Genomic DNA, 14,060 nt, shown 5'->3' with positions numbered 1-14,060 from the left:
TAAACCTGTCAGAAGTTCGAAGTTGGAGGAGGCAGGGTTATTTACCTATTATCTTCTTGACTCCCAACAGTGCGATTACAACCCCGATAGCCAAACAAATATAATAGGAGGTTTCGTCCATGGTGTACGACCCACTAAAGGCATTGCCAATGGCCTGGCCAATTTTTTTTGGAGAATGAGTCTCCGCCCAATAAATAAAGAACCCGCCAAGTAAAATATAAATGATGCCTGATTTAATATGCTTGCTCATGTCTATCGAGTTTAGTTATTAGAATTGTTTTCTTGCATTCCTTCAAAAACTGAGTTGACCAATGACAAAGCCAAGCTAAAAGCAAATGCCCACCAGAACCCGTCGATATCAAAACCAGGAACAAGTCCACTCACTAACATGATCATTAGTGTATTGATCACTAAAAGAAATAGGCCAAAAGTAACAACCGTGATAGGAATGGTGAGAATGACAAGAATGGGTTTCAATAAAATATTTACAATAGCTAATACGCCTGCTACTACTAAGGCTGTCATAAATCCATTGACATGGGCGCCAGGCAGTACATAAGAGCAGATTAAAACCGCAATAGCTGAAAGAATGAGTCTAATTAACATGTAAATAAAAGTTTAGAATGTCCTTTTAGGCGAAATATACTGAAAGTAATTAACTATTATAGTTTAGCAATCCCATACTATTCTATAAACGGAATTATTTGAAAAATAAATTCTATTCCTCAATCCTGGAATTGTATAGAAAGTAGGGGTGGCCTTTCGATAATTAACCATAGTCACCCCATGATTATTAGAATCCAATTAAAATGGCAAGTTCAATGTTATTGCTTTTTTGAGTAATACCTAAATCAGAATCGTCAGTATTTACAAGCCCGAAGGTATAGCGAGCTGAAAGCCGGGCATTATCTGCTAAAGAAATTTCAGCGCCAATGCCAAGCCCAAGGTCAATAGTTTTTACTCCTTCATCTATGTCTTCGTCATCGGCCTTTCCGCCTAAGAAAAAACCAAGTTCAGGACCTGCATGAATATTAAATTTCTCTGAAGCGTAATATTTGAACATTACTGGAAATGCAATATAATTAAGTGTGATTTTATCAATACCACTGCCGCTTTCGGGTTTGTATCCAGTCCCACTATAGAGACCTTCAAATTGAACTGCCCATTGGTCGTTTATCATGTTATTGTAAAAAACGCCAATTCTGGCTTTAACTGCTCGATCTGGGGTTACGGAAATACCACTAGCAGAAAACTTATAGGTAGATAGGTTTATTCCACCTTTTATGCCAAAACCAGATTCCTGTGCGAGGACATAAAGATTGGAAAGAGTAATAATGGTTAGAATTAGAGAAAGTTTTTTCATGTTATTTGATTGTTTGAATTTTGAAAAATGCAATTTGAGGATAATAAGGTTTATTTCCTAATTCTAAATTTTTTAAGAAGATTTTTCTTCTGCGCTTTAATTCACTTTTCACTATTATCTTTGCGCCCCGAATTGATTGATGAATTTCTCATTATTCATTCATCATTTTATCATTATTCACTATTCCATGAGTCTAACAGCAGAAATAGAAAAACGAAAAACCTTTGGTATTATTAGTCACCCAGATGCAGGTAAAACGACCTTGACGGAAAAGTTGCTGCTTTTTGGTGGGGCGATCAAAACTGCTGGAGCTGTGAAGTCGAACAAAATCGACCGCCATGCCACCTCGGATTTTATGGAGATAGAGAAGCAGAGAGGTATTTCAGTGGCTACGTCTGTTATGGGATTTGATTACAAAAACCGAAGGATCAACTTGCTGGATACGCCAGGTCACCAGGATTTTGCAGAAGATACTTATCGTACACTGACAGCCGTGGATAGTGTAGTGCTCGTTGTGGATTGTGTGAAGGGTGTTGAGATACAAACTGAAAAATTGATGGAGGTTTGTAGAATGAGAAATACTCCTGTGATGGTCTTTATCAATAAACTAGACCGCGAGGGACAAGATCCATACGATCTATTGGATGAAATTGAGGCCAAACTCAATATTAAAGTGCGTCCACTCAGTTGGCCTATTAGTATGGGAAAGACATTCAAAGGAGTTTATAGTCTCTATGAAAAGAAACTCAAACTTTTTACGGCAAGTAAGCAAAAACTGGACAAGGAAAATGATATCAGCATCGAAGACATCAACGATCCGGTTTTGGATGAATTGATTGGAGAGAGCTATGCGGAGACCCTTCGTGAGGATGTAGAATTAGTAGATGGTGGATATCCAGAGTTTGATATAGAGACCTATAGAAGTGGGGAAGTGGCTCCGGTATTTTTTGGTAGTGCGGTGAATAACTTTGGTGTACAGGAGTTGTTGGATTGCTTTATTGATATTGCCCCTGGTCCGGCACCTAGATTTACAGAAGAAAGACAAATCATGCCAGAAGAGTCTAAATTTTCTGGATTTGTATTTAAGATTCATGCCAACATGGATCCAAAGCATAGAAACAGAATTGCGTTTGTGAGGGTTTGTGCTGGTGAATTCAAAAGAGGGAATAATTATTTTCATACTAGGCTGGATAAGAAATTTAGATACTCCAATGCCACGGCATTCATGGCGCAGAGCAAAGAAGTAATTGATGAAGCTTACCCTGGAGACATTGTAGGACTTTATGATACTGGTAACTTGAAAATCGGAGATACATTGAGTGAGGGTGAAAAAGGGATGTACAAAGGTATTCCTAGCTTCTCTCCTGAGATATTTCGTGAGGTGGTAAACATGGATGCCATGAAAACTAAACAGCTAGAAAAAGGACTTACCCAGCTGATGGATGAAGGAGTAGCGCAGTTGTTTACCTATGAAATGGGAGCCAGAAAAGTGGTAGGTACGGTAGGAGCTCTGCAGTTTGAAGTGATCCAACACCGATTGCTTCATGAGTATGGCGCTACCTGTAAGTTTATGCCCATGAATCTGTTTAAAGCTTGTTGGTTCAGTAGTGAAGATAAAAAGAAGCTCGATGAGTTTGTTGAATCTAAATACCGACACATAGCAAAAGATAAAGATGGGAAATTGGTATTCATGGCAGAATCCAAGGCTTGGTTGCAAATGGTCCAAGACAATTTCCCTGAAATAGAATTTCATTTTACTAGTGAGTTTTAGATAATTTCACATCGTGAACATTTAGATACATATTTATTTCAATATTGTGTATCTTTTATTTGTGCAGCGGAGTTAAGGTTATAAGATTTTATAATAGTTACGTTTTGGAGAATTGATTGTCTTTAATGTACGTGAACAATGAGACCCTAAAGTCTCATTCATGATTTTAAATTTCAATCAAGGTCTATCAAACTTTGCAACTTTTCATGAATACCAATTTTACCAAAAACCTATTCTTATTTCCTCTAATCCTATTGCTATTCTTGATAGTCAATACAAGTATGTTTGCCCAAACTTTGTCCGGGCGAATTTATTCTTCGGAGGATCAAGAAGCGCTGACATTTGTGACAGTGGCCATTAGCGGCACAAGTTCAGGGACAATATCTGATATTGATGGAAGGTTTACTTTGAAAGTACCAGCTGACTATGAAGGTAAAATCACCTTTCAGCATGTTGGTTTTGTTCGAAAAGAATTGACCGTCGACCAAATCAAAAAATCGCCTATCGTATACCTTGATAAAGAGGTAACGGAATTAGAAGAATTGGTTTTTGAGGCTGGTGAAAACCCGGCCAATATACTGATGAAAAAAGTGATTAAAAACCGCAAGAAACATGACCCTGCACGATTTCCTCAATATAGTTATAAGTCATATACAAAAGATGTCTATCACCTGGATGCAGATGAAAAGACTGCAGATTCTTTGTCTCGACTAATCAAGGCTGCAAGTCAGATGGAAGAGCAAGATTCGTCCAGTGTCAAAAAAGCGGATACAAAATTTTTTAAAATAGACAGTTCATATAATACACGTCACCTCTACGTTGCGGAGTCTTATTCTGAGACAAAGTTCATCGAGCCTGGTCTTAAAAACGAAACGATTCTGGCGACTCAGATTTCTGGTTTGAGGGGAGGGCTTTTTGCAGCATTTAGTGGGTTGTATCAGCCCTTCGGCTTCTATGCAGATATACTAGATATATTTGATAAGGATTACATCAACCCTATAAACCCTTCTGGGTTGTCTCAATATGAATTTTATATTGAGGATACCACATTCTACCAAACCGACACAGTTTTTGTGGTAAGCTACGTGCCAAAAAAGGGAAAGAAATTTGATGGGCTGGAAGGATTACTTTGGGTTCATGCCAATGACTATGCATTGACAAATGTGACAGCTAAATCGTTTGTGGCAAATTCCAAAATAGATGTTAGTATTCAGCAACGATATGACAAAATTTCTGGTAATTGGTTTCCAGTTCAATTGAATACCGATATTATATTCAAGGAACTAAAATTCTATGGAAGAAATCTAATCTTAGAAAATCGACGATATCTGTCAGACATCGATCTCAATACTAATTATTCCCAGAAAGATTTTAGTGACATCGGTATTACCCTCAATAGGGCCAATCCAAAAGAACATAAGGAAATTTTAGACGCGCACAGACCTGTGCCCCTGGATTCTATGGAGCTCAATACCTATATCGCAGCAGACACCTTATATAAGAATTTACGGGTTGTAGAAGGAGTGGCGGAATCTATGTTGACCTTGAGATTAAACATGGGGATTGTCGATATCCGTGTGGATGATTTTTTTGGAATCAATTCTTATGAAAAATTTCGATTGGGTGCTGGGTTAGAAACCAACAATAATTTTTCTGAGAAATTAGTTTTGGGTGGTTATGGAGGTTATGGATTTGGCGATCAAGAATGGAAATACGGAACTAATTTGAAATATACTTTTGATCGAAGAACAGATACTTATGTATTGTTTACTTATCAAAAAGATTTGAGAGAAGTGGGTACACAGCGTTTTTTTGAAGGTAAGATCTCTACGATTGAAGACTTGATTCGTTCTTTTCAAGGGAATTTATTTGACCGACAAGAGACTTATAAAGTGAGCTTGAATCGAAGGATTGCACCTTTTTTGTATGCGCAAACAACAATCTCTAAATCTAAGCAGCAGTCCACCTATGACTACACTTATGACAACCTGGATTACTCTTCTAATTTCTTTGATATAAATCAACTTTCTCTTGCCTTTCGATATGTTAGAAATGAGCAGTATTTAGATTTATATGGAAAAAAGGTGTTGTTTGATTATGATTTTCCTGTGATCAATTTTAAATATAGTCACGCGAATTCAGGCTGGCTTGGAGGAGATTTTGACTATGAACGTTTTGATGCCAGTGTACAATACAAGAAGAAGTATTTTTTAGGAAAATCAAGTGTGCTTGTTCGAGCAGCTTATGTGCACGGAGATGTACCATACGGTCACATGATTACAGGATTAGGAAACTCTACTTCAAAATTGAGTGTGCCAGAATATTTTCAGACAATGGATATTTATGAATTCTTATCAGACAAACAGGTGGCCATTTTCTTTAATCATAATTTTGGAAATTTCTTGATTGCTAATAGAATCATGAAACCTGAATTTGTTCTATATCACAATTTTGGATACGGCCAGTTATCCGACCCTGATCGTCATCAAGGAAATGACTTGAATTATGATACCATGGAAGATGGTTACTTTGAGTCAGGAATAGGTATCAAAAAATTGATTAGGATTAACTTCGTGGATGTAGGTTATATGGGTTGGGGATTTGATGCGGTCTTTAGACATGGAGCATACGCATATGAAGCAACCATGGATAATCTTTTCTTTAAATTAAACATGAAAATCAATTTGTAATGGGGAAACCATTTGTATCGATATATGAAGACAATCATTTGCTGATTGTAGATAAGGCAGCTGGAATCCTGGTTCAAGGTGATAAAACAAAAGATAAGCCACTGTTGGATTATTGTAAGGACTACATCAAAACAAAGTATAACAAACCTGGTGATGTGTTTCTAGGAACGGTACATCGATTAGATCGTCCGGTGAGTGGAGCGGTTGTCTTTGCTCGTACCTCCAAAGCTTTGGAGCGTATGAATAAGCTTTTCAAAGACCGTAAGATCAACAAAACTTATTGGGCAGTGGTGAAAAGTAGACCGCCCAAAAAAGAAGATAAGCTCGTACATTATCTCAAAAAAGATGAGAAAACAAATAAGACGACAGCTTATGAAAAACCAATAGACGGAGCGCAACGTGCTGAATTAAGTTATAAAGTGCTGGGAAAACTAAACGATCACTTTTTGCTTGAAGTAAGGCCAGTAACAGGACGCCCTCATCAGATTAGAGTGCAGCTGGCTTCTATGGGTTGCCCTATTCGTGGAGATTTGAAATATGGATTTCCTAAACCCAATCCAGATGCCAGCATCAACTTGCATGCTCGTTCTTTGGATTTTATCCATCCAGTAAAAAAAGAGCCTGTGAAAATAATTGCAGGGGTGCCAGTGAACGATTTTTGGGAACAATTTCTTGTACTAGATAAATCAAGTGCTGAGTTGGCTAAAAAGAACAAGTATATGGATAAATTGTACTGATTCATGGGTTTTTTACAATCTTTAAAAAACCGATGGAAGTTAGACAGTATTACTCAGGTGATATTTGTGCTCTTGGCGTTCGCTTGTACAGGTTTTACTGTAATGTTTCTAAAATCACCAATTGTAGAATGGATAGGAGGTAGTGAGGATCATCAAACTTTATACACTATTCTATACTACATATTTATCCTGCCTATATACAACATAATCCTTCTGATCTTTGGCTTTGTTTTCGGACAATTTGCTTTCTTTTGGGACTTTGAAAAAAGGATGTGGTATAGGATGACCCGCCAAAAGCACAAACTCAAAGGTGAATAAAACAGCAGCCATTCAGCAGATCAATTCATTAGCCACTTCAGGTACTCCTTTTTTGCTGATAGCTGACTATAAGTGCCAAAAAAATCATGTTCTCCCTATAGATCAAATAGACTCGAATAGAATATTATTTAATATCAATGGAGTTGGAAATTTTGATTTGCAACACGAAAATGGATCGCCTATTAAGCTCAAAAGCACTCCCATTTCATTTACTGATTTTCAACTCAAGTACAATCAAGTGCATGAAGAGATTGCCAAAGGAAATACTTATCTTCTAAATCTAACCCAACCCACATCTATATCAACTGACGCAAGTCTAAAGGACATATTCAATCGGAGTAAAGCCAAGTTTAAACTTTGGTTTGAAGATCAGTTTGTGGTATTCTCTCCTGAAATATTCATTAAAATATTTGACCATAGAATATCATCCTTTCCAATGAAAGGAACAATTGATGCAGATTTACCCAATGCTTCAGAAACTATTCTGATGAGTGAAAAAGAAATGGCTGAGCATGCGACTATTGTTGACCTGATCCGAAACGATATGAGTCAATATGCTACTAAAGTAGAAGTGGAAGATTTCAGGTACATAGATGAAATCAGAACCTCCGAAAAGCACTTGTTGCAGGTAAGTTCTAAAATCACTGGAGAACTGGAGAGAGATTATCTGAATAGTTTGGGCGACATTATTTATTCACTATTGCCGGCGGGCTCGATATGTGGCGCTCCCAAAGCTAAGACCTTGGATATTATAGAATCAGTGGAGGCGTATGATAGAGGATATTATACCGGTATTATTGGTCTATTTGATGGTCAAAACTTTGATAGTGGGGTGATGATTAGATACATCGAAAGACAAGGAGAGCAATTGATTTATAAAAGTGGTGGAGGTATTCACTTCCTCAGTGATGCGCAAGCAGAATACCAAGAAATGATTGATAAAGTGTATGTACCAGTTCATTGAAAGCATAAGTTGTATAAATGGCGAGCTGCAATTGTTAGAGTTGCACCAAGCCCGTGTAAATCGCACTTTTTTCACCAATTATGGTTTGTTAGCCAGGCCGATCAAGCTATCTAGAGTCATTCGCCAAATTCCTCGACAGGGGAGATTCAAATGTCGGGTGGTCTATGATAAGGAGAACTTTGTGGTAACATTTGATTCCTATACAACACCAAAAATTAGCTCTTTACAGGTTGTAGAAGGTGGTGCCATAGATTATAGATTTAAATATTCCAATCGTATTGACTTAGAAAAATTGTTTGCTCAACGCAAGGAAGCGGATGATATCATCATTGTCAAAGATGACATGATCACAGATAGTTACTTTGCTAATCTGGCGTTCTTTGATGGCGAAGAATGGTGGACGTCAAATCAGCCCCTGCTAGAAGGCGTTAGGCGCCAATCTTTATTAGATCAAGGCATGTTGCAAAAAAGAAGCATCAGGCTTGGTGATTTAGCCAAGTATGAAAAAGTTTCTTTGATTAATTCTATGCTTGATTTGGGTGAGGTTATGATTGATTTGAATGATATAACTATGTAATCCCCCATTTATCAGTTCATAATATGATGAGCGTCATGTTATTCGATTTTCAGATTGAAGATATTACGATCAAAACAACATCCCTTCTAACTAAATTGATCATATCATGAATGTTATAAATAGAGTACTCATTCCTATTGATTTTTCTGAAAGTGCGATGAATGCTGTCAACTATGTATTAGGAATGGCTGACAGAGATGAAAAGATAAAAATTTTCTTGTATCACGTGGAAAGTCAAAACTCTGACCTCGTTCAACAAAAGCTTATAGACATCAAAACAAAAATGTTTGATTCTGAGAATATTGAATGCGATGTGGTTCTTGCCGTCGGAGAATTTGTTGAGAAATTGATTGAAGATCAAGCTAGATTAAAAATCGATTTGGTTGTGATGGGCATGGCTGATAATAAAAATGGCAATCAGTCTTTTACTGTCGATTTACTTCAGGGAGCCGATTGCCCATTGCTGATAGTTCCTGCCAAAGTTGATGGGTTCAAATTGAATGATATTGCTTTGACTTTAGATGAGGAGGAGTTTGACAGTTCTAATGATCTAAGGGTATTTCACGACATCGCCAAATGGTTCAATGCTAAGGTCCATTTGATAAAAGTGGATAGAGATGGCAAAGGTGGAGCTCATGCGTTGAAAACTGAAGATACTTTAGACTATTATTTGGAAAGTTTGGAGTACCATTATTCTTTTCCCAAAAATAATGATCTTGAAAAAGGAATATTAGAATATGTAAAAGAGAAAAACATTGATGCACTTGCCATCATGCCTAAAACACATGCTCAAAAATCTATTCCTTCTGAAGGTAGATTGACTAAGGCGTTGGCCAAACATATAGAAGTGCCATTGTTGATCTTGGATTAGGTCTGAAAATCAAAATACTCGAAAAAACCACTTTCAAAAGTGGTTTTTTTATGCCCAATTGGCATCGGTTTGTCTATTGAGTGATAAAAAAAGGAAGCTCCCAAATGGGTGGCTTCCTTTCAAAATCGGTTACTGATTATCTATGCTAGCTCTTGTACTTTTGGTGCACCGTCTAGTATTTCCTCATTGGCGTACTCTTCAAATTTTTCGAAGTTCTCATTGAATTGTGTTGCCAATTTTTCTGTTTGATTATCAAAAGCATTTTTATTTTCCCAAGTGTTTCGAGGGTCTAGGATGTCTTCCGGGACATTTGGAACTTGAAGCGGTATTTGCAATCCGAATACCGGTTGTTTGTAGTATTCCACTTCTTCAAGCTTTCCAGTCAATGCTGCCGTAATCATAGCTCTGGTGTATTTCAATTTGATTCTACTACCTGTGCCATATGCACCTCCAGACCATCCGGTATTGATCAACCAAATGTTGACGCCATGTTTCACCATCTTCTCACCGAGGAGTTCAGCATATTTGGTAGGGTGTAATGGCATGAATGGTGCACCGAAACACGCAGAAAATACACTTACAGGTTCTGTAATTCCAGCTTCTGTTCCAGCTACTTTTGCTGTATAGCCAGAGATGAAGTGATACATGGCCTGACCTACCGTTAATTTAGAAATAGGAGGCAATACCCCGTTGGCATCACACGTCAGAAAGAAGATGTTTTTTGGAATACCACCTACAGATGGTATTACTGCATTATTCACATTTTTCAATGGATAAGAAACACGGGTATTTTCAGTAATACTACTATCGCTATAGTCTACTGTATTTGTACCAGGGAAAAACTTCGTGTTTTCTAGTATGGCCCCAAATTTAATGGCATCCCAGATTTCTGGCTCTTTTTCCTGAGTCAAGTCTATGGTTTTAGCATAACACCCACCTTCAAAATTGAAAATACCATCATCTGTCCAGCCATGTTCATCATCACCGATGAGTAGTCTATTCGGATCTGCAGATAAAGTGGTTTTGCCTGTACCGGACAATCCAAAGAATACCGCGCTGTCTTTTTCTTCCTTCCCTATGTTGGCACTACAATGCATAGAGAGCACATGCTCTTTTTCAGGTAATAGAAAGTTTAATACAGAGAAAATTCCTTTTTTAGTTTCGCCAGTATATGCCGTTCCACCAACGATGATGATTTTCTTTGTGAAGTTGACAATGGCGAAGTTTTTTTGACGAGTGCCATCTACTTCAGGGTCAGCATAAAATTCCGGAACTGCCAATACGGTGAATTCTGGATGGAAATCTGATAGATCTTCATTCTGAGGTTGGATAAACATGTTATAGCAAAATAGGTTGTGAGAAGCTTGAGTATCAATTACCCTCAATTTCATTCTGTATTTTTCATCGGCTCCTGCATAGGCATCCCTTACATAAAGGATTTTATCTCCCAGAGATTTGATCATTTTATTGTAAAGCGCATCAAATTTATCTTCATCAAAAGAGATGTTTATATCCCCCCACCAAACAGTGTCTTTTGTGATTTTGTCTTTCACAATGTATCTGTCTTTGGGAGATCGGCCAGTAAACTTTCCAGTATTGACCATCAAAGCGCCAGTATCTGATAGTACGCCTTCCCCGTTTTTTAGTGCTTCAGTAATCAATTCGGCTGGGGTGAGATTCCAGAGTACACCCTTCACATTGGCAAGCCCAAGTCCTACCATGTCTTCCATTAGAGATTTTAAATTGGTTGTCTTCATTTTTAAGAAATTTGAATTTAACTGAATAGATTATTTCAATTTTAATAATTGATCTCTTCTCAGTTTTGGGCGTTGTTTCGTTGTAATAAAGGGAGTATATTTTATTGAATTGATAGCTGACGAGAATCAGTATTTAATGTGCTTTTAGTCACCACATTCACTTATCCTGAGGTTTAGTTTTACTCTTGAAATTCAATCTCAAACACCAATAAAGTGACTAATTACCAATTAAAAATTATCACTTGTCTGGCAGTTCCAGCTTTGATAATTGCAACACCCCGAGAATGGTTTCATATTGACAATCTTACTGTTATTGAGCATAGAGTAATTGCTTTGTTTTTTTTAGCTGCGGTACTCTGGATAACTGAGGCTATACCTATTTATGCGACATCGATTTTAATCATTGTATTAGAGTTGATCACCATTTCTAGTTCAGGTATTAATATTTTAATTGCTCAGTCAGGCACAGCAGAGTTTGGAGAGGTTATTCCATATCAAGATATTATGGGTACTTTTTCTTCTCCAATTATTCTATTGTTCTTAGGTGGATTCTTTTTAGCCATGGCGTCTACTAAATATCGCTTGGATCAGAATCTGGCTCGAGTGCTTCTTAAGCCATTTGGTACTCGTCCGGCTTTTATCATCATGGGGCTCATGATAATTACAGCTCTATTTTCAATGTTTATGAGTAATACTGCGACTACAGCCATGATGTTATCTATCATTGCTCCAGTGCTCTTCTATTTTGAAAAGAATGATCCAGGCAAGATTGCACTAGCGTTATGTATTCCTTTGGCCGCGAATATAGGTGGACTTGGAACACCTATTGGTACTCCGCCCAACGCCTTGGCACTTAAGTATTTAACAGGAGTAGATTATATAGGGTTTGGCCAATGGATGAGTTTTGGAGTTCCTTTCGTCATTGTATTACTTTCTATAGCGTGGTTTCTGTTGCTGAGAATATTTCCATCTCAAACAGAGGAAATCAAGCTAGATATTCAAGGTGAGTTTTCTAAAACTCCGAAAGCTATGCTGGTCTATGTCACTTTTTGCCTAACCATTCTACTATGGCTTTTTGATTTTGTTCATGGAATGAACTCATATACTGTGGCATTGATACCCGTGGGTGTATTTCTGTCCTTTAACATCATCACCAAAGAAGACCTGAAGAAAATTAATTGGGATGTTTTATGGCTTGTTTCTGGAGGCATAGCATTGGGTTTAGCCTTAGGGAAGAGTGGATTGGCCGAGCATGTAGTTACGAGCATACCTTTTGATATATTTTCTCCATTTGTAATCATTATCCTGACCGCCTTTTTAGCTGCACTGATGGCCAATTTCATGTCTAATACAGCGACTGCGAATTTGTTGCTGCCAATTATAGCCACCATTGGAACCACAGTATTAAGTCTGGAGTCACTTGGAGGATCTAAGATGTTGATTCTAGGTACGACGTTGGCAGCCTCTTTGGGCATGGCATTGCCTATCAGTACGCCCCCGAATGCATTAGCTCACGCCACTGGAGTAATAGAAACTAAAGACATGTTAAGAATTGGTTTTTTGGTTGGGATTGTAGGGTTGATATTGGTTTTTGTTCTTCTATACCTATTGAAAACAGTAAACTTTCTTTAATCATGGATCTCAAAAAACAAAAACTGATACTAGCGGATTTGACTGATTTGAATTGGTTAAAGCAGCATTTCTTCATTTACCCTGATCAGCGAATGAGAATAAAAAAAGGTGACGTGATCACTCGTCAGGGGGAATGGAATGAAAAAATGTTTTTTGTGGAAAGTGGCAGTACTTCAGGGTACTTCCAACCCAAAGAAGGCAAAGAGTTTAAAGTCTTCACTACTGGACCAAATATGATGGTTGGGCTGTATAGCTTTTTCTCGCATGATCATCGCAGTTATACTACTGTGAAAGCAGATGAAGATACAGTCATTCATTATGTCAGTTTAGATCAGCTACCTGCTAAGAATAGCTCAGAATATGGGCAGTTTTTAGAACACATTCTACCCGTAGTTGTCAATGAAATATACCTACGTCAGATGCTAATGATTAATAGTGTTTCAGAAAAAGAAAGGGTTCTGAAAAAGCTACTGGAAAGTGAAAAAATGGCTACACTAGGACAACTAGCTGCTGGGTTAGCTCATGAACTCAATAATGCCGCTAGCGTGATTCAAAGCAAATCCAAATGGATCACCGACCATATGAAAGACTATATGGAAGAGAAAGATTCTAGAGGATTGTACCCTTATTTTCTGAAGTCTCTGGAAAATGGACAGACGCAGACTAGTGCTGAAGTGCGCAGCAGAAAAGAAAAAATAAAAGAATTGATGAACGTACAAGAAAGTGCGGCCAAGAAATTAGCAAAGATGAATTTGACTGATGATGAGCTCACAATGCTCAACAAAAATTCTGATTCAAGTTTTATTGATCGTCTAGGATATTATTGGGAAGCTGGTTTAGCCTTACATGATATAAATATAGCTGCTAGTCATACTACGCATGTGGTACAGTCCATTAAAGAATTAGGTGCTATTAATCGCAAAGAGCACCAGTATTTCAGTTTACAGTCATCTATTAAAAAAGCGCTATCACTCTTAACCAATCAACTAAGAAATATTGACACTTCAATTGAAGTAAATGAATCTATTGAGATCGATGGGAAAGAGGGGGACTTTATTCAGGTATGGGTAAACCTTATAAAAAATGCAGCAGAAGTCTTGAATACAAAGTCTCTTGAAAACCCGAAAATAAAAATTGTAGCTGATCAAAGCGGGGATGTGCTTTGCATAGCCATCAAGGACAATGGAGGAGGGATTTCAGAGTCGGAACGCGGCAAAATCTTTCAACCCAGTTATACGACCAAAGTTAGTGGGTTGTCTTTTGGGCTCGGCTTAGGATTGTCAATCGTACAAAGAATCTTGTCCTCCTATGACGGCCAGATACAGTTGACATGCCAAGGTGAATGGACAATTTTTAATGTTGAACTACCTAAACAATAGA

General features: G+C 37.7%; 13 protein-coding genes. 9 read left to right on the top strand and 4 right to left on the bottom strand.

All coding sequences use genetic code 11. The annotated features are described in order from the left end of the window. Nucleotides 1–37: 37 nt before the first annotated feature. From ACOQO5_RS05690 to ACOQO5_RS05680, 3 genes are all read right to left on the bottom strand, one after another. Entirely contained in the window at nucleotides 38–250 is a 213-nt protein-coding gene (locus tag ACOQO5_RS05690) for a hypothetical protein (RefSeq protein WP_420580720.1), read from the bottom strand. Between the two features lie 11 nt (nucleotides 251–261). Beyond that, nucleotides 262–606, bottom strand: a complete 345-nt coding sequence (locus tag ACOQO5_RS05685; RefSeq protein ID WP_420580719.1) for a phage holin family protein — start codon at nucleotides 604–606, stop codon at nucleotides 262–264. A gap of 187 nt (nucleotides 607–793) precedes the next feature. Beyond that, nucleotides 794–1,363, bottom strand: a complete 570-nt coding sequence (locus tag ACOQO5_RS05680; RefSeq protein WP_420580718.1) for a porin family protein — start codon at nucleotides 1,361–1,363, stop codon at nucleotides 794–796. 187 nt (nucleotides 1,364–1,550) lie between these two features. Between ACOQO5_RS05680 and ACOQO5_RS05675 the strand changes: the two genes are divergently transcribed. From ACOQO5_RS05675 to ACOQO5_RS05645, 7 genes are all read left to right on the top strand, one after another. Beyond that, entirely contained in the window at nucleotides 1,551–3,134 is a 1,584-nt protein-coding gene (locus tag ACOQO5_RS05675) for a peptide chain release factor 3 (RefSeq protein WP_420580717.1), read from the top strand. Nucleotides 3,135–3,340: 206 nt separating this feature from the next. Next, nucleotides 3,341–5,824 carry a DUF5686 family protein gene (locus ACOQO5_RS05670; protein WP_420580716.1) on the top strand — a complete coding sequence of 828 codons (2,484 nt, stop codon included), beginning with the start codon at nucleotides 3,341–3,343 and terminating at the stop codon, nucleotides 5,822–5,824. Continuing rightward, the gene (locus ACOQO5_RS05665) at nucleotides 5,824–6,561 is read left to right on the top strand and encodes an RluA family pseudouridine synthase (protein ID WP_420580715.1); all 738 of its coding nucleotides are present in this window, start codon (nucleotides 5,824–5,826) and stop codon (nucleotides 6,559–6,561) included. The genes ACOQO5_RS05670 and ACOQO5_RS05665 overlap by 1 nt, the downstream gene beginning before the upstream one ends. A 3-nt stretch (nucleotides 6,562–6,564) precedes the next feature. Beyond that, nucleotides 6,565–6,879 (top strand): DUF6787 family protein, encoded by a 315-nt coding sequence (locus ACOQO5_RS05660; protein ID WP_420580714.1) that lies wholly within the window; start codon nucleotides 6,565–6,567, stop codon nucleotides 6,877–6,879. Continuing rightward, nucleotides 6,872–7,843 (top strand): aminodeoxychorismate synthase component I, encoded by a 972-nt coding sequence (locus ACOQO5_RS05655; protein WP_420580713.1) that lies wholly within the window; start codon nucleotides 6,872–6,874, stop codon nucleotides 7,841–7,843. The genes ACOQO5_RS05660 and ACOQO5_RS05655 overlap by 8 nt, the downstream gene beginning before the upstream one ends. Further along, a complete protein-coding gene (locus tag ACOQO5_RS05650; RefSeq protein ID WP_420580712.1) occupies nucleotides 7,827–8,420 on the top strand; it encodes an aminotransferase class IV in 594 nt (197 codons plus the stop codon). The genes ACOQO5_RS05655 and ACOQO5_RS05650 overlap by 17 nt, the downstream gene beginning before the upstream one ends. A 106-nt stretch (nucleotides 8,421–8,526) precedes the next feature. Beyond that, on the top strand, nucleotides 8,527–9,291 hold the full coding sequence (locus ACOQO5_RS05645) for a universal stress protein (protein WP_420580711.1): 765 nt from the start codon (nucleotides 8,527–8,529) through the stop codon (nucleotides 9,289–9,291). Between the two features lie 140 nt (nucleotides 9,292–9,431). Here ACOQO5_RS05645 and pckA read toward each other — a convergent pair whose 3' ends face one another. After that, nucleotides 9,432–11,048: a phosphoenolpyruvate carboxykinase (ATP) gene (pckA, locus tag ACOQO5_RS05640; RefSeq protein WP_420580710.1), complete on the bottom strand. Its 1,617-nt coding sequence runs from the start codon at nucleotides 11,046–11,048 to the stop codon at nucleotides 9,432–9,434. 213 nt (nucleotides 11,049–11,261) lie between these two features. On the opposite strand from pckA, the gene ACOQO5_RS05635 reads away from it, so the two are divergent. Further along, nucleotides 11,262–12,680, top strand: coding sequence for an SLC13 family permease (locus ACOQO5_RS05635; RefSeq protein ID WP_420580709.1), 1,419 nt, complete (start codon nucleotides 11,262–11,264; stop codon nucleotides 12,678–12,680). A gap of 2 nt (nucleotides 12,681–12,682) precedes the next feature. Then, nucleotides 12,683–14,059: an ATP-binding protein gene (locus ACOQO5_RS05630; protein ID WP_420580708.1), complete on the top strand. Its 1,377-nt coding sequence runs from the start codon at nucleotides 12,683–12,685 to the stop codon at nucleotides 14,057–14,059. Nucleotide 14,060 lies beyond the last annotated feature (1 nt).

This window comes from Reichenbachiella sp. (assembly GCF_965223055.1).
Lineage (GTDB): Bacteria > Bacteroidota > Bacteroidia > Cytophagales > Cyclobacteriaceae > Reichenbachiella.
This window is presented reverse-complemented; position numbering and strand designations above follow the sequence as displayed.